The sequence below is a fragment of the Mesorhizobium sp. BR1-1-13 genome (genome assembly GCF_020165515.1).
Lineage (GTDB): Bacteria > Pseudomonadota > Alphaproteobacteria > Rhizobiales > Rhizobiaceae > Mesorhizobium.
This window is the reverse complement of sequence record NZ_JAIUIH010000001.1, coordinates 405817-423509: the sequence shown is the minus strand read 5'-3', so window position 1 is coordinate 423509 and position 17693 is coordinate 405817. Positions and strand designations below refer to the sequence as shown.

At 64.6% G+C, this 17693-nt stretch carries 18 protein-coding genes and 1 tRNA gene; 7 read left to right on the top strand and 12 right to left on the bottom strand.

Annotated features, from left to right (window positions below; translation table 11 throughout):
• Window positions 1-85 precede the first annotated feature (85 nt).
• Window positions 86-2140, top strand: coding sequence for a M3 family metallopeptidase (locus tag LB533_RS02130; protein WP_140643443.1), 2055 nt, complete (start codon window positions 86-88; stop codon window positions 2138-2140).
• On the opposite strand, the gene LB533_RS02125 is transcribed toward LB533_RS02130, so the two are convergent.
• The 4 genes from LB533_RS02125 to LB533_RS02110 all read right to left on the bottom strand — a co-directional run bounded on the left by LB533_RS02125 (window position 2141) and on the right by LB533_RS02110 (window position 7079).
• Window positions 2141-3646 (bottom strand): M81 family metallopeptidase, encoded by a 1506-nt coding sequence (locus LB533_RS02125; protein WP_140643441.1) that lies wholly within the window; start codon window positions 3644-3646, stop codon window positions 2141-2143.
• A 76-nt stretch (window positions 3647-3722) separates the two neighbouring features.
• A complete protein-coding gene (locus LB533_RS02120) occupies window positions 3723-4547 on the bottom strand; it encodes a carbohydrate ABC transporter permease (protein WP_140643499.1) in 825 nt (274 codons plus the stop codon).
• Between the two features lie 11 nt (window positions 4548-4558).
• On the bottom strand, window positions 4559-5428 hold the full coding sequence (locus tag LB533_RS02115) for a carbohydrate ABC transporter permease (RefSeq protein ID WP_140643439.1): 870 nt from the start codon (window positions 5426-5428) through the stop codon (window positions 4559-4561).
• Window positions 5429-5846: 418 nt separating this feature from the next.
• Window positions 5847-7079: an ABC transporter substrate-binding protein gene (locus LB533_RS02110; protein ID WP_140643438.1), complete on the bottom strand. Its 1233-nt coding sequence runs from the start codon at window positions 7077-7079 to the stop codon at window positions 5847-5849.
• A 279-nt stretch (window positions 7080-7358) separates the two neighbouring features.
• Here LB533_RS02110 and LB533_RS02105 point away from each other — a divergent pair, with 279 nt between their 5' ends.
• The 3 genes from LB533_RS02105 to LB533_RS02095 are packed head-to-tail and all read left to right on the top strand — an operon-like array spanning window position 7359 to window position 10091.
• Window positions 7359-8129, top strand: a complete 771-nt coding sequence (locus tag LB533_RS02105) for an SDR family oxidoreductase (protein ID WP_140643436.1) — start codon at window positions 7359-7361, stop codon at window positions 8127-8129.
• Between the two features lie 2 nt (window positions 8130-8131).
• Window positions 8132-9199 (top strand): ABC transporter ATP-binding protein, encoded by a 1068-nt coding sequence (locus tag LB533_RS02100; protein WP_140643435.1) that lies wholly within the window; start codon window positions 8132-8134, stop codon window positions 9197-9199.
• A gap of 10 nt (window positions 9200-9209) precedes the next feature.
• Window positions 9210-10091 (top strand): MurR/RpiR family transcriptional regulator, encoded by an 882-nt coding sequence (locus tag LB533_RS02095; RefSeq protein ID WP_140643433.1) that lies wholly within the window; start codon window positions 9210-9212, stop codon window positions 10089-10091.
• A 3-nt stretch (window positions 10092-10094) separates the two neighbouring features.
• On the opposite strand, the gene LB533_RS02090 is transcribed toward LB533_RS02095, so the two are convergent.
• Window positions 10095-10412: a DUF167 family protein gene (locus tag LB533_RS02090; protein WP_140643432.1), complete on the bottom strand. Its 318-nt coding sequence runs from the start codon at window positions 10410-10412 to the stop codon at window positions 10095-10097.
• Between the two features lie 13 nt (window positions 10413-10425).
• A complete protein-coding gene (locus tag LB533_RS02085; RefSeq protein WP_140492518.1) occupies window positions 10426-10716 on the bottom strand; it encodes a YggT family protein in 291 nt (96 codons plus the stop codon).
• Window positions 10717-10851: 135 nt separating this feature from the next.
• On the opposite strand from LB533_RS02085, the gene LB533_RS02080 reads away from it, so the two are divergent.
• Window positions 10852-10927, top strand: a tRNA-Ala gene (locus LB533_RS02080).
• A gap of 251 nt (window positions 10928-11178) precedes the next feature.
• Here LB533_RS02080 and LB533_RS02075 read toward each other — a convergent pair.
• From LB533_RS02075 to LB533_RS02060, 4 genes are read right to left on the bottom strand one after another with little or no spacing between them, the layout of a single operon-like run.
• Window positions 11179-12120, bottom strand: coding sequence for an energy transducer TonB (locus LB533_RS02075; RefSeq protein ID WP_140643430.1), 942 nt, complete (start codon window positions 12118-12120; stop codon window positions 11179-11181).
• Window positions 12117-12584, bottom strand: coding sequence for a TonB system transport protein ExbD (gene exbD, locus LB533_RS02070; protein ID WP_140643428.1), 468 nt, complete (start codon window positions 12582-12584; stop codon window positions 12117-12119). Before exbD ends, LB533_RS02075 begins: the two co-directional genes overlap by 4 nt.
• A gap of 12 nt (window positions 12585-12596) precedes the next feature.
• Window positions 12597-13523, bottom strand: a complete 927-nt coding sequence (gene exbB / locus LB533_RS02065) for a tonB-system energizer ExbB (RefSeq protein ID WP_140643426.1) — start codon at window positions 13521-13523, stop codon at window positions 12597-12599.
• 55 nt (window positions 13524-13578) lie between these two features.
• A complete protein-coding gene (locus tag LB533_RS02060) occupies window positions 13579-14403 on the bottom strand; it encodes an ATP-binding cassette domain-containing protein (protein WP_140643424.1) in 825 nt (274 codons plus the stop codon).
• Between the two features lie 186 nt (window positions 14404-14589).
• Between LB533_RS02060 and LB533_RS02055 the strand changes: the two genes are divergently transcribed.
• On the top strand, window positions 14590-15264 hold the full coding sequence (locus LB533_RS02055) for a cysteine hydrolase family protein (RefSeq protein ID WP_140643422.1): 675 nt from the start codon (window positions 14590-14592) through the stop codon (window positions 15262-15264).
• A gap of 99 nt (window positions 15265-15363) precedes the next feature.
• Here LB533_RS02055 and LB533_RS02050 read toward each other — a convergent pair whose 3' ends face one another.
• The gene (locus tag LB533_RS02050; RefSeq protein ID WP_140643420.1) at window positions 15364-16308 is read right to left on the bottom strand and encodes an LLM class flavin-dependent oxidoreductase; all 945 of its coding nucleotides are present in this window, start codon (window positions 16306-16308) and stop codon (window positions 15364-15366) included.
• Window positions 16309-16445: 137 nt separating this feature from the next.
• Complete coding sequence (locus tag LB533_RS02045) at window positions 16446-16601, bottom strand: hypothetical protein (RefSeq protein ID WP_140492547.1); 156 nt, start codon at window positions 16599-16601, stop codon at window positions 16446-16448.
• A 292-nt stretch (window positions 16602-16893) separates the two neighbouring features.
• Between LB533_RS02045 and LB533_RS02040 the strand changes: the two genes are divergently transcribed.
• Window positions 16894-17661, top strand: a complete 768-nt coding sequence (locus tag LB533_RS02040; RefSeq protein WP_140643418.1) for an SDR family NAD(P)-dependent oxidoreductase — start codon at window positions 16894-16896, stop codon at window positions 17659-17661.
• Window positions 17662-17693 lie beyond the last annotated feature (32 nt).

Sequence of the window (17693 nt, the reverse complement as noted above, 5' to 3'; positions counted from 1 at the left end):
CCGGCCACGCTGTTGCGCGCGCCGGACGAGCGCCCTACATCGGTGATTTCAGCCCTTCCCGACCTGCCAGCCCGAAAGACAATCCATGCTCGCCACGAAAGCCGTCGACCTCGCCGCTCATCCGCTGACCACGTGGCAAGGGCCGCTCGGCCTGCCCGATTTCGCCCGATTTGGCGACGACGAGTTCGCACCCGTCTTCGACGCGGCGCTGAAGGCGCATGAGGCCGAGATCGAGGCCATCGCCGCGAACGAGAATGCGCCGACCATCGAGAACACGCTTCAAGCCCTGGAGCTCGCCGGCGAGGCGCTCGACCATGTCTCGTCGATCTTCTGGTGCCGCGCCGGGGCCCACACCAACGAGGATATCCAGGCGCTGGAGCGCGACATCTCGCCAAGGATGTCGAGGCATTTCTCGGCGATCTCGATGAATGAAAGGCTCTTTGCCCGCATCGACGATCTTTACCAGCGCCGCGAGACGCTCAAGCTCGATGCCGAGACGCTGCGGGTGCTGGAAAAGACCTGGAAGGGTTTTGTCCGCTCGGGCGCGAAACTCGATGCCGAGGGCAAGAAGCGACTGGCAGGGATCAACGAGGAACTGTCGTCGCTCGGCACCAGCTTCGGCCAGAACGTGCTTGCCGACGAACGCGACTGGGCGCTGTTCCTGGATGAGGCCGACCTGGCCGGCCTGCCGGATTTCGTGAAGAGCTCGATGGCCGAAGCCGCCGAGATGCGCGGCCAGAAAGGCCGCTACGCCGTCACCTTGTCGCGCTCGGTCTACGAGCCGTTCTCGACCTTCTCGGAGCGCCGCGACTTGCGAGAGATCGCCTTCCGCGCCTTCACCATGCGCGGCCAGAACGGCGGCGCGACCGACAACACGGCCGTGGTGCGCGACATGCTGAAGCTGCGCGCCGAGAAGGCGAAGCTGCTCGGCTACGGCTCCTTCGCGGCGCTGAAGCTCGATGACACCATGGCCAAGACGCCCAAGGCGGTGCACGACCTGCTCGATCCCGTCTGGGAAAAGGCGCTGGAAAAGGCCGCCGCCGACCAGAAGGAGCTGGAACGGCTGGCGGCGGAAGCCGGCAGCAACGAAAAATTCGCAGCCTGGGACTGGCGGTTCTACCAGGAGAAGCTGCGCGCGGAGAAATTCGCCTTCGACGAGACGGAATTGAAGCCCTATCTCCAGCTCGACCGGATCATCGACGCCTGCTTCGACGTCGCGACAAGACTGTTCGGCATCACCTTCGAAGAGAAAAAGGGCATTGCCGCCTGGCACCCGGACGCACGCGTGTTCGTGGTGAAGAATGCCGACGGCAGCGAGCGCGGCCTGTTCCTGGCCGATTATTTCGCCCGGCCGTCGAAACGCTCCGGGGCCTGGATGAGCGCGCTGAAGTCAGGCTATCGCCTGGGTCGCGGTGCAAGGCCGATCATCTACAACATCATGAATTTCGCCAAGCCGCCCGTGGGCGAGCCGGCGCTGCTGTCGGTGGACGAGGCGAAGACCTTGTTCCATGAATTCGGCCACGCCCTGCACGGCATGCTGACCGACGTCACCTGGCCTTCGGTGTCGGGCACGTCCGTCAGCCGCGATTTCGTCGAACTGCCCTCGCAGCTCTACGAGCATTGGCTGACCGTGCCGGCGGTGCTGGAAAAGCACGCTTTGCATGTCAAGACCGGCCTGCCGATGCCGAAGGCGCTGCTCGACAAGATGCTGGCTGCGCGGACTTTCGGCGCCGGTTTCGCCACGGTGGAATTCACGGCTTCCGCGCTGATCGACATGGCCTACCACGCACGGCCGGACGCCCCGCAGGAGCCGCTTCGTTTCGAAGCCGAAACGCTCAAAGAACTAGACATGCCCGACACCATCGCCATGCGCCACCGCACGCCGCATTTCGGCCATGTCTTTGCCGGCGAGGGCTATTCGGCCGGCTACTATTCCTACATGTGGTCGGAAGTACTCGACGCCGACGCCTTCGCAGCTTTCGAGGAGACGGGCGATCCCTTCAACCCCGCGCTGGCCGAGCGGCTGCGCAAGAACATCTATGCCGCTGGCGGCTCAAAGGATCCGGAAGAGCTCTACACCGCGTTTCGAGGCAAGATGCCGTCGCCGGAAGCCATGATGGTGAAGCGGGGATTGGTGTGATTAGCCGATCTCCCCCTTCGTCGGGGAGATTGGCTGCTTCCACGGATCCACTACCCTTGGCCAGATCGCCCGCTTCAGTTTCTTGTAATCCGTCACCGCCGGATTGCTGGGGTACGCGCTCGGCGCCGAGACGTAGATGATCTCGGCGGCGATCGGTTCGAAGCCGGCGTAGAAATGGTTGGTCGATTTGATCAGCAGCATGTCCTTGGCCAGCGGATCGACGCCGATGTTGGAAAAAATGTCCGGCTCGAAGGTCTGCGTGCGGTTGGTGTTGAGGATGATGTCGACCTCGGTGCCCTCGATGCGGATCAACGCGGCGGGCCCGAGCGTCACCCGGCTCGGCCCGAAGCTCTGCCAACCTTCGGCGAGAACTTTCAGCACGGTGACACGGGCGTCGATCGGCTCGCCGGCCTGGGGCCCGGACTTGCCGCCGAAACGCAGGTCGATGACGGCGCCCTCGCCCGCGGCCTGGCAGAAGGTCACGGCGATCGGATCCCAGATCGTCGCCACGCCGACCTTATCGATGCCGCGCGCCAAAAGCTCCCGCAGCACGATGGTGCCGTCGCCCGGAACGCCGCCGCCCGGATTATCCCAGATATCGGCGATGACCACCGGCCTGCCGCGCTTTTCCGCACATACGGCCTGTGCCCGCTCTATGCCGTCCTTGGCGCTCAGCATCGTCATCGCCGTTTTTTCGCGCATCGCGTAGAGCTCGCGTCCGAGCGTTTCGGCCAGCGCGTCGCCCTTGGCCTTGTCATTGTCGGTGACGACGAGGATACGCGTGCCCATTTCGGGCACATCCGCCGCCATGAAACCATGGATGACCGAGACCGACAGCACGCCGTCCTTGCCGTGCAGCGCCTTGATACGGTCGACGAAGGAGCGCATCGGCTCGCGGCTGGTCGGCAGCACCTGGATCATGCGGCAGTCGAAGGTCGAGATGACGGGCTTGATCTCGCCACGCGCCGCGGCGAGGCCGAGCTCGACGACGTGCTCGCCGCGCTCGTAGAAATCGGTGTGCGGGAATTCGAGGAAATAGGCCATGACGTTACAGGCCGCCACGCGCTTCGGCGTCAGATGGCTATGCGGATCGAACTCGCAAGCGATCACCACGCCAGGCCCGACGATCTCGCGCACCCGTTCGAGCAGGTCGCCCTCGCAATCGTCATAGCCTTGCGCCACCATGGCGCCATGCAGGCCGAGAATTACGGCCTCGACCGGCAGCGCCGCCCTGAGCTGGCCCAGAATCTCGTCGCGCAGCGCCTCGTAGGTCTGCCGCTGCACAAGGCCGCCGGGTTCGGCCCAGGTGGCGGTACCCTCGACGACGTCGAGCCCCTCGCCGGCCGCGCGCCGGCGCAGGGCGACGATCGGCGAGGAGCACAGCGTCGGCGTCTCCGGATGCTTGCCCGGCCCGGCATAGAAGGCCATCTCGAACGATGCCCTGTCGGTCGGTACCGGCGAGAAGGTGTTGGTTTCCGTCGCCAGCGAGGCGGTGAAGATGCGCATGAAAGCTCCGTGGACAGGTTACTCTTCGCTCTCGCAATTCCGGACGGAAAAAACCGCCATACACTTTCATGAATTGCTATTTGACGGCCCCGAGCGCCAGCCCTCGCACGAGGTAGCGCTGCAGCCAGATGAACAGGATCGCCACCGGCAGCGTCGCCAGCAGCGTGGCGGCCATGACGTGATGCCATTCGATCGTGTAGCGCCCGGCGACCAGCGAGAACACCTGGATCGGCAGCGTGTAGCTCTCCTGGCTGCGCAGCATGGTGAGCGCCACGACGAATTCGTTCCAGGCGTTGATGAAGGTGAAGATGGCGGTGACGGCAATGGCGGGCAGGCAGAGCGGCAGGAACACTTTGCGCAGCGTCAGCCAGCGGCCGGCGCCTTCCATCCAGGCCGCCTCCTCGAGATCGCGCGGGATGGTGTCGAAATAGCTCTGCAGCATCCACACCGTGAAGGCGACGTTGAAGGCCATGTAGATGAAGCCCAGCGCCGTGGTGCTTTCCACCAGCCCCCAGGCGGCCATCAACCGGAACAGGCCCAGCACCAGCACGATCGGCGAGATCATCTGCGAGATCAGCAGGAACTGGCGGAAGGCGCCATAGCCGGCAAAACGAAAGCGCGACATGGCATAGGCCGCCGGCACGGAGATCAGGATGGCGCCGACGGTGGCGATCACCGAGACATAGAGCGAATTGGTGAGCGCCCGGCCGAAGCCGGTCGCCACCCACATGTCGGCGAAATTCGACCAACGGAACTCGCTCGGCCACCAGGTCGGCGACAGCACCTCCTGCCGCGGCTTGACCGACGTCAGGAACATCACCGCGAAGGGGAAGACCGTCACCATGATCAGCGGCGAAAGCAGCAGCCAGGCGATGATGGTGCGCTTCAGCTTGCCCGTCATGAGCCTGTTTGTCATGCGCGTTGCTCCCGCATAGCCAGCCGCACATAGATCATGGTGAAGACCAGCAATATGGCGAACATCACCAGCGACACGGCGGAAGCCTCGCCCAGTTTGCCGATGCGGAAGGCGAGCTTGTAGAGGTGAGTGACCAGGATGTCGGTCGAATTGGCCGGCCCGCCCTGCGTCATCACCCAGATGATCGGGAAGGAGTTGAAGACGTAGATGGTGTTGAGCACGATGGCGATGTTGATGAACGGCTTCAGGAGCGGAAAGGTGATCTCGCGGAACTGCTGCGCCGGCGTGGCGCCCTCCAGTGCCGCCGCCTCATAGAGGTCGTCCGGGATCGAGGACAGGCCGCCGAGGAAGATGGTGGTGGTGAACGGCACCGTCACCAGGATGCCGATCAGCACCTGCATGGGAAAAGCGGTCTCGGCGCTCGCCAGCCACTGGATGTTCTGGCTGATCAGGCCGAGACCGATCAGCGCCGAATTCAGCATGCCGCTTTCGCCGCTGAGCGCCCAGCGCCAGACCACCGCCGTCATGGTCAGCGACACCGCCCAGGGCAGCATGATGATGACGCGAGCAAGGCCGCGGCCATAAAAATCGGTGTTGAGGATGATCGCCACCGGGACCGATAAAAGCAACGCGCCGCCGACCACCAGCACGGTCCACAACCCCGTGCGCCAGAGTGCGGCGATGAAATCGGGATCGTCCAGCAGTGTCGAGAAATTGGCCAATCCGGCGAACTCGCGCAGCTGGCCGAAGCGGTTGACCTCGTGGGTCGATATCTGGATCAGGTCCCAGACCGGCCAGAAGATGACGATCGCCGCCAGGAACAGGCTGGGAAAGGTCAGGAGGTAGGGCAAGAAACGATTTTGCATCGGCTGGCTTGGGACCATGTTGCAGTGGACTTGAGTGGCCTCGAATTCCTTACACGCGTTGGCGCTGCCCTTCACCTGCCTGCCCGTCTTCCACGGCAGTTGCGGAAGGGGGCCCTTCCTCTCCCCCGTCGATCGGGGAGAGGTGTCGAGCGAAGCTCGACGGAGTGGGGGTCGACCCCAGCGCAAAGGCGAGGCGATGCTTGCGCCTAGTGCCCTTCCTATGTCCGTTCGCGGCAGTTGCCAGGTGGTTCCCCCACTCCGTCTCGGCTTCGCCGAGCCACCTCTCCCCCTCCGGAGGGAGAGGAAAGGAGCCTGGCTGGGCGGCGCTGACATCGACGAACTGTTTTTCTGCTAAAGTCTGGAAAAGTGTGGCGCGCCCCGCCTGAGTGGGCGCGCCACGGGCGCAGGGAGATACGCCCTATTTCTTCAGCACCGCGTTCGCCTTCGCGGCCGCATCCTTCAAACCTGCCTCCGGGTCGCCGCCGAGATAGATCTTTTGCATGGCGTCCGAGGTGATCTGGGCGATCTCTTCCCAGCCCGGGATGACCGGCGCGAAGCGGGCGTCCGGCAGAAGCGCCGTGAAGGCGGCGAGGTCGGCATTGTTGACGTAATAGTCCATCTTGGCCTCTTCCTTGTTCACCGGCAGGAAGCCTTCGCCTTGCGTGAACTTGGCGCGCTGTTCCGTGGTGAACAGGAAGTCGAGCAGCTTCCAGGCCTCGTCCTTGTTCTTGGAGTTCTTGAACATGATGATGGAATCGGTGACGCCATAGGTGCCACGCGCGCCCGTCGGGCCGGCCGGTATAGCCGCCACGCCATATTTTAGGCTCGGCGCCTCTTCCTTGATCTGGTTGGACAGGAAGGGCGCGGTGATCATCATGCCGACCTTGCCCTGCTTGAACAAGTTCTGCACGTCCTCACGGTTGTTGGAGGTGACGCCAGGCTCCGTCAGGCCCTCGTCGATCATCGACTTGTAGAGCTTGGCGGCTTCGAGCGCGCCGGGCGTGCTCAAGCCCGATGTGCCGTCCTTGTTGAGGATCTCGGTGCCGTATGACCACATCGCATAATAATAATAGACGTCGGTCTCGATCTCCTTGCCCTGCAGGCCGAAGCCGAATGTGCCGGACCCCAGCGCCTTGATCTTGCGGGCGTCCTCCTGCAGCTCGGTCCAATTGGCCGGCGGCTTGGCGATGCCGGCCTTCTCGAACAACTCCTTGTTGTAATACATGGCGCGCGCCGAAGCGGCGATCGGCAGGCCGTAGGTCTTGCCGTCCATGATCGAGGGCGACAGGAACGTGTCGATGAAACGGCCCTTGAAATCTGGCGTGATGTAGCTGTCGAGCGGCTCGGCGACGTCCTGCTGCACGAAGTCGATCAGCCAGCGCGTGCCGATGATCGAGAGATCCGCATTGGTGCCGGCGGTGATGTCGGTGGTCAGCTTCTGCAAGAGCACATCCCATGGCACCACTTCGAACTTGACCGTGATGCCGGGGTTCTTTGCCTCGAACTCCTTCTTGACCTCCTCGAAGTAGGGGCCGGTCTTGGCGCTGTATTCGGCGACGGTTACGCGCACCTCGCCGGCTTGCGCCTGCGCCGCGAAGGCCAGCATGCTCATTCCGGCCATCAAGCCGACAGTCCATTTCGCAATGCTCATCCGATCTCTCCCATTTTGTTCCGCGCTTTTGCGCTCCTCACGCCGATGTGGCGCAGGATTATGTGACTTTCCTACATTATCGAGGAATTGCCCGCACGCAAGCAGATTATCGTGTTGCTTAATTACATTCCATTCACTAGCCTGCCGACATCTGCCTAGAGCAGTTCACCGTTTCACGGAAACGGAGAACCACTCTACTCTTTGTTTTGACGCAATTCCGGACGGAAAACCGTATACACTTTTCCTGGAATTGCTCTAACTGCCGGAGGAGCAAGCGCCGTGGTTTCGAAAGCCGAATTCGAAGGCCGCACTGTCGTTGTCACGGGCGCCGGCGGCGGCCTTGGCACAGCGATCGTCGCGTTGCTGGCCGGGAGAGGCGCGCGGGTGGTCGGCTGCGATCAATCGGAGGAGGCTTTGGCAAGCCCGCACCTCGCCTCGCGCCATGTCTTCAACCTTCTCGACCGGGTGTCGGTCGAGGCAGCCGTCGCGGCCGTGCTCGACAAAGACGGCGTGCCCGACATCCTGATCAACAATGCCGGCTGGACGCGCGCGGAGACGCTCGGCGCATTGAGGGCCGACAGCATAGAGCAGGAACTCGATCTCAACCTGACCGGCGTGATGACGTTCGCCGATCCGCTGGTCAAGGCGATGGCGGCGCGCGGTTCGGGCAGCGTCGTCTTCATTTCCTCCGTCAACGCCATCGCCCATTTCGGCAACCCGGCCTATGCCGCCGCCAAGGCCGGCATCAACGCCTATGCCAAGGCGATCGCCGTCGAGCTCGGCCGCAGCGGCGTTCGCGCCAATGTCGTCTGTCCGGGATCGATCCGTACCGCCGCCTGGGATCATCGCCTGGCCAAGAACCCCGACATTCTCGGCAAGCTCCAGCGGCTCTATCCGCTCGGCCGCATCGTCAATGCCTCGGAGGTGGCGGAAGCCGTGGCGTTCCTTGCCTCCGACCGGGCGTCCGGCGTAACGGGCGTGGTGATGCCGGTGGATGCCGGCCTGACCGCCGGCTGCCTGCCGTTCATAGACGACATAGTGGGAGCGTGACCATGACCGACGTCCAGTTCCGCGGCCTTTCGAAATCCTTCGGCCAGCACAGCATCCTCGAGAACATCAACCTCGACATCGAGAGTGGCGAATTCGTCGTGCTGGTCGGCCCGTCCGGCTGCGGCAAGTCGACCCTGCTGCGCATGCTGGCCGGACTGGAAACGATAAGCTCCGGCGATCTGGTCATTGGCGGCGTGCGCGCCAACGACCTGCCGCCGCAGCAGCGCAACATCGCCATGGTCTTCCAGTCCTACGCGCTGTTTCCGCATCTCAAGGCCTCCGACAATATCGGCTTCGGACCGAAAATCCGCGGCGAGAGCCGCGCCGTGGTCGAGGACAAGATCAAGAAGGCATCCGGCATCCTCAACCTGTTCTCCTATCTCGACCGCTTCCCCCGGCAATTGTCGGGGGGCCAGCGCCAGCGCGTCGCCATGGGCCGCGCCATCGTGCGCGAACCCTCGGTCTTCCTGTTCGACGAACCGCTGTCCAACCTCGACGCGCAATTGCGGGTGCAGATGCGCACCGAGATCAAGGCGCTGCACCAGAGACTGAAATCGACGGTCGTCTACGTCACCCACGATCAGATCGAGGCCATGACCATGGCCGACCGCATCGTGGTGATGGATCGCGGCCGGATCCAGCAGGTCGGGCCGCCGCTGGAGCTCTATGACCGGCCGGCCAACAAGTTCGTCGCCGGCTTTCTCGGCTCGCCGTCGATGAGTTTCGTTTCGGGGTCCCTCAAGACGACGGCCACGAACAGCTGGTTCGAATCGACCGGCGGCGGAAGGCTCGCGCTTGCCGGCAAAGAGGTGCCGACCGGCGGTGCGGTGGAGGCCGGCATCCGGCCCGAGCATTTTGTCATCGGCGAAGCTGCCGGCGCGATGACCATCAAGGTGGACGTCGTCGAGCCGACGGGCTCGGAAACCCATGTCTACGGCGCTATTGGCGGCGATACGGTGCGCGTCGTCTTCCGCAACCGGGTGCCGGTGAAGCCAGGCGACCGCCTGCCGGTCTCGGTCGAGCCGCGCAACATCCATCTTTTCGACAAGGCGACGGGCCTGCCTCTATGAAAGCACAAGCGTGAAGACACCGGCCGACATCATCACCCGGCTGCAGCTGATGTCGCAGGACGGCACCAAGTCGGATCGCCGGCTGGCGGGCCTGGTCCTGTCCGATCTCGATTTCGCCTCCAAGGCGGCGATCTCGGAGATCGCCGCGCGCGTCGGCGTCAGTGAGCCGACGGTGACCCGCTTCTGCCGCAATCTCGGCTGCGAAGGCCTGCGCGACTTCAAGTTCTATCTGGCGCAGGCGATCGCTATCGGTGGACAGTATCTGTCGCCCGAGCCGCTGAGCCGCGACGCCCGTGAGCAGCGCATCGCGTCGGCCATCACCGAGGCGGCGATATCGGCCATCCAGCGCGCCAGCGAAAATCTCGACATGACGACGCTGGTCGACGTCGCCGCGCGCATTGCCGCGTCAGGCAACGTGCTGTGCGTCGGCTCCGGCGGCATTTCCTCGATGATGGCGACCGAAATGCAGAACCGGCTGTTCAGGCTGGGCCTGCCGGTGCTGGCGCAGATCGACGGACAATTGCAGCGCATGTACGCCGCCGTGGCCACGCCAGAGACAACGCTGGTCGCGTTCTCGGTTTCCGGCTATGCGCGATCGGTCATCGAGGCGGTGCAGGTCGCGCAGCAATATGGCGCCACAACGGTTGCCGTCACCGCGCCGGACTCGGCATTGGCCAGGGCCGCCGACACCGTCATCCATCTGCAGCCGCTCGAGGACGGCAACATCTACAAGCCGACATCGTCGCGCTACGCGCTGCTGGCGATCGTCGACATGATCGTCACGTCGGTGGCCGAGACGCGCGGCCCGAAGGTGCTGGAAAATTTGCGCCGCATCAAGCAGAGCGTGAACACGCTGAAGGTCGACGATCCGCGTTTGCCGCTGGGCGACTGAACTTCAGGCCGAAGCACTGAGCGCCTCGATACGCTGCATCAGCACCTCGGGTTCACCCGTCACGCGCAGCGTCTTGAGCCGTGCCGTGCCGCCAGCGACAACCGAGACGGCCGAGGCCGGCACTCCAAGCGTCTTGGCGGCCAGCTTCTCCAACGCTTGATTGGCGGCGCCGTTTTCGGGCACGGCGCGGACCCGTGCCTTCACATGACTTCGCCCGTCAGCCGATGTCTCGATGGCTTCGAACCTGTCAATGGAAGACTTCGGCGTCAGCCGGACAAACAGCTCGATGCCGTTCTCGCGGATGCGGAACGGGGCACTCATGCGATCGCCGGGTTCACAGCACCAGCGGTGCCACGGTGGTGAGCAGGAACTGCCTGAGGAAGAACAGGATCAGCAGCAGGATGATCGGCGAGATGTCGATACCGCCAAGGTCCGGCATGAAACGGCGGATCGGCCGCAGCGCCGGCTCGGTCAGGCGGTAGAGCATGTTGCCGATGCTGCCGACAAACTGGTTGCGCGAGTTGACGACGTTGAAGGCGTAGAGCCAGGAAAAGATCGCCGAGATGATGATGACCCACCAATAGAGGTCGAGCGCCATGACGATTGTTTGAATGAGGGCGAGCATGCCGGTCTCCAATTGTTGCCGACATGTAGCCATTGCGCGCGAAACCGGCAAGGGCAGGCTTCGGCCGCCAGGATTCGGCAAAACGTCGCCTTGACAGAAAACTGCCGTGCCCGATAAATGCGCCATCCGCTGGACGGGGCTGTAGCTCAGCTGGGAGAGCGCGTCGTTCGCAATGACGAGGTCAGGGGTTCGATCCCCCTCAGCTCCACCAGCGGAATAATCGCTTTTCCGCTCTTCGCTGCATCTGCAATGTCCAAAGCGCATGGTTCGCTTCGGCGCGACGTGTCGCACCACCAGTGCCCGCCCGGCCCGCGGCGATTGCGTGGGCCTTGCAGGCCAAACGCTTGCCAATTGGACCTATGCGATGGCCGCCGTCCAATCGACGCTTTTTTGGGAAGGCGTTTCGGGAGGGCGAGCCGTCTAAATTCCTGACCAGAAGCGTGTTTGACCGCAGCTCCGAGGCTAATGCCGAAGGCTGAACACGAACGGCGCCGTGCGGCTGACGCGCGAACCGAGCTCCGGCGGCGGCGCCGGCACCGTGGCGCCCTGCAGCACGGCGAGCGCGGCCCGATCGAGGTCGGGATCGCCCGAGGAGCGGACGACGCGCGCCGACGTCACCCGGCCGGAGGCGTCCACCGTGAAGGCGACGTCGGCATTGCCTTGAGAGCGCCTGGATCTCGCAGCGCTCGGATAGCGCGTATGCCGCTTGATCCATGACAGCAGCCGCGATTCCCATTTGGCCGGGCTGACACCGGCTGCCCCGGCTGCCGATTTCGGCGCGGCTGTCCTGGCGGCGGGCTTTGCCTCCGCGCTCGCGGCGGTTACAGTCTTCGGCGGCGGCGCCTTATTCTTCTTCGGCTTGGGCTTCTCGACGGGCTTTTTCACCTTGGCCTGGACGGGTTTCTTTTCCTTGGGCGTCTCGACCGGCTGTGGCAGCGGCACGGCGACGTCGGGCGCGACCGTCTCGGCGATATCAGGGACGACCTCTTCGAGCGGTGGTTGGTCAACCGGCTCAGTCCGCATCGTCTCAGTCGGTTCGGTTGCGTCAGGCGGCGGCGCATCCGGCTCGGCAACGGGCTCCGTTTGCTCGGCCACTTTCTCGGGTTCGGCTTCAGGCGCTTTTTCGGTCTCCTCGACCGGCTCGGCCTGGTCGGGCACAGCGGCGTCCAGCGTCGCGGCCTGTTCGCGCACGGCCGGCGTCACCACCATCGGCGCCATCTCGATCGCCAGCGCCGGCGGCGGCCCGCCATCCGCCGGGTCGACCGGGCTGAAGCTCTGCACCGCATAGGCGACCGCAACATGCGCCCCAAGCACCAGCGCGGCCGCAACCGCCCACAGGCCGAGGTCGCGCCAGCCGAGGCGCGACAGCTCCACCGTGGGCGAGGCGGCCGCTTGCCGGGTCATGGACCAGCGGCTCCGCCTGGCGCCGCTGCCGGAACATCGCCGGCGGGCGCAGCCTCCAGGCCGACCAGGGCGATCTTCAGATAGCCGGCGCCGCGCAGCAGGTTCATCGCCTGCATCAGGTCGCCATAGGCAACCGTCTTGTCGGCGCGAAGGAAGATGCGCGCCTGCTTGTCGCCTTTGGTCCTGCCGTCCAGCGTGGCGGCGAAAACCTGGCGCGGCACGGTGTCGTTGCCGATCGCCAGCGAGAGATCATCCTTCAACGTCAGGAACAGCGGCGTCTCCGGCCGCGGCGCCGGCGTCGCGGTCGAGCCCGGCAGGTCGACATTGACATCCACCGTCGCCAAGGGCGCTGCGACCATGAAGATGATCAGCAGCACCAGGATGACGTCGATGAAGGGCGTGACATTGATCTCGTGGCTTTCCTCGAGGTCATCGTCCATGGTCTGACGGATGCGGCTGCCCATGGTCTTGCTCCGCTACTGCGCCGCCAGCGCCGTTGCCGGCGCCACCGTGCGGAAATCGAGGTCGCGGCTGACCAGCCGCTCGACGCCAGCCGAGGCGTCGGCGAGGATCTGCCGGTAGCCGGCTATCGAGCGCGCAAAGACGTTGTAGATGACGACGGCCGGTATCGCGGCGACGAGCCCCATGGCGGTGGCGAGAAGGGCTTCGGCAATGCCCGGCGCCACCACCGCCAGGTTGGTGGTCTGCGCCTGCGAAATGCCGATGAAGGCGTTCATGATGCCCCATACGGTGCCGAACAGACCGACGAAAGGCGCGGTCGAGCCGATCGTCGCCAGCAGGCCGGTGCCGCGCGACATGCGTCGCGCCGCCGCCGCCTCGATGCGTGTCAGGCGCGAGGCGACCCGTTCCTTCAGCCCGTCGCCGCCGGCATGGTCGAGCGCGCCGGCCGAAAGTGCCGCTTCTTCCTCCGCCGCCCGCACCAGCAGGGCGCCGGTGCCGCCGTTGCGGCCGAGCGCGCGGCTCGCCTGCTTCAGCGTCGCGGCATTGCCGATGGCCCGCGCGGCGCGACGGGCGCCAAGCTTGCCGGCAAGCACTTCCAGCGACTTGGCCAGCCATATCGTCCAGGTGACGAGCGAGGCGAAGGCCAGCCCGATCATCACCGCCTTGACGATGATGTCGGCAGCCATGAACATGCCCCATGGCGACAGATCGTGCGGCAAGGTGAACGCCGGCGTCGTCGAGGGCTCGGCCGCCGTACCGGCCCCGGCTTGCGGCTGTGCAGGCGCTGCGGCTCCCACGGGGGCGGCAGGCGTGGCCGGCGATGGTGCTGGCGCCGTAATGGTGGCGGGCGTGCCGTTTGCCGGCTGCTCCTGCGCCGGCGCGCTGGCGGCCGCCAGCATGGCGGATGCAAACAGCGCTGCGACCAAACCGGTTCTCGACATCGTCTTCTTCCTCGTTCTCACAGCCGCCAGCCTTCCCCGCCGCGGCCCTGAAGCGTCACTGGACATAGCCGACGGGCTGGCCTGTGACGGGGTGCGCGAACACGCCCATCTCCACTCCGAAAATGCCCTCAAGCACATCGCCTTGCATGATTTCGCCGGGCGTGCCGCGCGTCAGCAGCCTGCCGTCCTTCAGGGCGATCAGCTCGTCGCAGTAGCGCGCTGCCATGTTGGGATCGTGCAGCACCACGACGACGCAAAGGTCGCGCTTGCGGCTGAGGTCCCTGACCAGCCCAAGCACCTCGACCTGATGGGCGATATCGAGCGCCGAGATAGGCTCATCGAGCAGCATGACGCCGGCGTTCTGCGCCACCAGCATGGCGAGCCAGGCGCGCTGGCGCTCGCCGCCCGACAGCTCGTCGACCAGCCGGTCGGCAAAGCCGGCCATGTAGGTCAGGGCCAGCGCCTCCTCGACATGCCGCCTATCGTCCTGGCCGAAGCGGCCGAGCGCGCCATGCCAGGGATAACGTCCGAGCCCCGCCAGCTCGCGCACGGTCAAGCCGGTCGCCGCCGGCGTCGTCTGCGGCAGATAGGCAAGCGCCCGCGCCAGTTCGCGCGCACCCCACTGGGCCAAAGGCCGCCTGGCGAAGGTGATGGCGCCAGAGCTTGCCGGCTGCTGGCGCGCCAAAAGCTTGACCAGCGTCGACTTGCCGGACCCGTTGTGGCCGATCAGCCCGTAGACGCGCGCGCGCTGCAATTCGAACGAAACCGGGCCGAGCAGCGTCCGCTCGCCCACGGCAAAGCGCACCGCGTCGATGTGGAAAGCAGTCTGGGTGTCTGTTCCCGTCAAGGTCCATCTCCAGTACGGCTGCGGGCATGCCATCAATCCGGTTTTCGGCAACCGTGCCCGGTTGACTATGAAACATGACTTTACTAGTCAACAATGAAGTTGAGTTTTTGCGTCAACAAAATATCGTGACGCCTGATGCCGCTTCGAATTCCAGGCAACGAAGCGTTTCCGTGGAGCGATGAACCGCTCTAAGGTCTTCGCTGAAACAGGAAACCGCGCATGATCAAGGCGACACCCTTCGACTTCCCCTATGACGGCAGGCTGGTGGCCGAGAACACCGCGCTGGTGGTGATCGACCTGCAGCAGGATTTCCTGTCTACGACGGGTTACTTCGCCAGGAAGGGATATGATCCGTCGCCGTTGAGAGCGATCCTGCCCGCGGTGAGCCGGCTGATCGCCGCTGCCCGCGAGGCGGGCGTCAGCATCGTCCATACAAGGCAAGGCTACCGGGCCGACATGGCCGACATGACACCTTACGAGAAATGGCGCCGCAGGCGGGCCGGCCTCGACGGCGCCGAGATCCTGCTTCGTTCGGGTCCGGGTTTTCAGATCGCTCCGGAGATCGACGTCGCGCCGCAGGACATCATCGTCGACAAGACCTGCAACGGCGCCTTCACGTATACGGATTTCGAGCTCGTGCTGCGCGCGCGAGGCATCACGCGTCTTCTGTTTTGCGGATGCACTACGGATGTTTGCGTGCACACGACGCTGCGCGAAGCCTGCGACCGCAACTTTCAGTGCCTGACGATCTCCGACGCCTGCGCCAGCGGCGACAGACGGGCGCATGAGGCGGCCCTTCACATGGTGACGGTCGAGGACGGCGTCTTCGGCGCGCTGGCGGATTCTGGTGCAGTCCTCGAAGGCCTGTCACGGCTGGGTAGCAAGGCGCGTTAAAGGATTAGGTACCGCAGAGCAGCCTCGCAGGTTATAGACACGGCAGGGATAGCACCCTCCGGCAGGCCAGAGCGGTTGGAAAGGAAATTTCTCCGCAGTTCAGCCCGTTGCCCGTGTTTCCAGTCCCATGCGCTGCGCGAAAGCCCCATGCTGGAACTCGCCGCTTTCACGCCGCGCCAGCGAATTGCGCAGCAGCGCGATCGTCTCGCGGCCGACTGTCGCGATCTCGCGCGGCGTGTCGACGCCGACGATCATGAATTCATCGATGCCGAGAGCCGCGTAAGCAAGCAGCGACAGGGCGGCCTGGGCCGGCGGCCCGGAGACATCGACCGCCTTGTGCCCTGCCGAGGAAACGCCCCGGTGGATGCGGACCGGAAGGGCGAAGCGCAGTCTGGCGGCCCGGCCATGTTCGGCGGCGGCGCCGCGCACCCGTTCCATCAACTGCCTGACATCGTCGATCGAACCGGGCGCCAGTTCGAAGACGTCGGCATGCCGGCCGGCTACTTTCAGTGCCGTGCCGGATTGCCCACCCATGCGGATGACGAGGTCGGCACCATGCGGTCCCTTGCGCTCGATATAGCCGCCCTTGATGCTGTAGAACGCGCCTTCATGGTCGAAAGGCCGCTCGTTCGACCACAGCCGCTTCAACAGAACCAGATACTCGTCGATGCGCTGCCAGATGACGCCGTGTCCGACCGGCCGCGTTTCGGCGTCGTCATCGCTCAACGGCTCGCTGATCATCCTGAGCGCAAGGCGGCCGCCGCTGCGGGCGTCGATCGAGGCAAGCTGCCGCGCCGCCACGGTCGGTTGGACCACGCCGGCCCAATGGGTGAGGACCACTTCCAGAGACGAGCTGCGGTCCAGCACCTGGGCGGCAAGATCCATATTGGTCAGCAGGCCGGCCGGATCGTCCACCACGAGGTTGCGGAAACCGCCATCCTCGATCAGCGCCAGCCTGGTCGCCGTCTCGGCAAAGTCGTAGAAAAAGGAAACTGCGCTATCGGCAGAGGTCTTGCCGGGGACATGCGTGAATTCGATCGGCATTGCCATCTCCTCCATCTCTGGAATCACGGATGCGGTCAAATACGAATCAATGGCGCGCGCGAAAGCGCACCGGGATCCGGTTCATTCAGCTCCGATTGCCTGAAGGCGGTGGGTCGTCAGCCTGGCCGGACCACGGCTCAGGGAATGAGGCCCAGAACAACAGCCCCGGTGAACACGAACGCAAGGGCAAAGACGACATAGGCGAAAGCACCGGCATAGGCCGGGCGGAAGCTCTGGGCATTGGCCAGCCTCTGGCCGCTGCTGCGGGTCTCGGTGTTCTGCATATAGGACATGTCGACCTCCGTCTCGCCGGTTAATCTATAAAAGTTGTAGACTTTGTCGATTGCTATTTTTCCGCCATGCGCAGAATTTTTTTCTAACAGCGCCGAGAAAATTGGCGCTGAGTTGCTGCAGAGCGGCATCGACGTGATCGACGGACATGGCAGCGTCGGTTGCACTTCCGGCGCTCGACGGCACTTCACTTGCCGATCCATTCGCGCATTGGCCGCCCCGCGCGGGCAGGATAGCATCGCGGCAGAGCGACAACGCGAGATCGTCCAAAGGACATTTGGGAGGAGCAAGGAAATGGGAGCAAGACTGGCCGGCAAGGTCGCCATCGTCTCGGGGGGCGCGACGGGAATGGGCGGGGCGGCCTCGGAACTGTTCGCGGCGGAAGGCGCAAAGGTGGCGATCATCGACCGCAATGGCGAAGCGGCGGCAGCCACCGCCGCGGCGATCCGGGCGCGCGGCCAAATCGCGGAGCATTTTATCGCCGACGTTTCCGACGAGGCGCAGGTCGAGGCGGCCGTGAGGGGCGCGGCCGAGAAGTTCGGCGCGGTTACCGTCCTGTTCAATCATGCCGGCACCATCGTGATAAAGCCGTTCCTGGAAACCAGCGTGCAGGAATGGGACTGGCTGCATGCCGTCAACGTGCGCTCAATGTTCCTGATGACCCGCGCCGTGCTGCCCGGCATGATCGCGGCCGGGGGCGGCTCGATCGTCTGTACCTCGTCGATCTCGGCGGTGGCGGCGACGCCGAACGAAGTGCTCTACGACACGACCAAGGGCGCCTGTCACATGTTCGCGCGCGCCATCGCCGTGGAATTCCGCGACCGCAACATCCGCTGCAACGCCGTCTGCCCCGGCTTCATCCGCACACCGCATGGGCTGCGCGAGGTCGCCGATCTGGGCAAGCTCGGCGTCGATGTCTCCGACGCGGCGCTGGCTGCACAGCAGGGGCGGATCGGCGAACCGGAAGAGGTGGCAAAGGCGGCGCTGTACCTCGCCAGCGACGAGTCGAGCTTTGTCAACGGGGCCCATCTGTTCGTCGACAATGGTTTTACCGCGATGTGAGGTGTCCCAAGGTCCAGGGTCTTCGTCCCAAG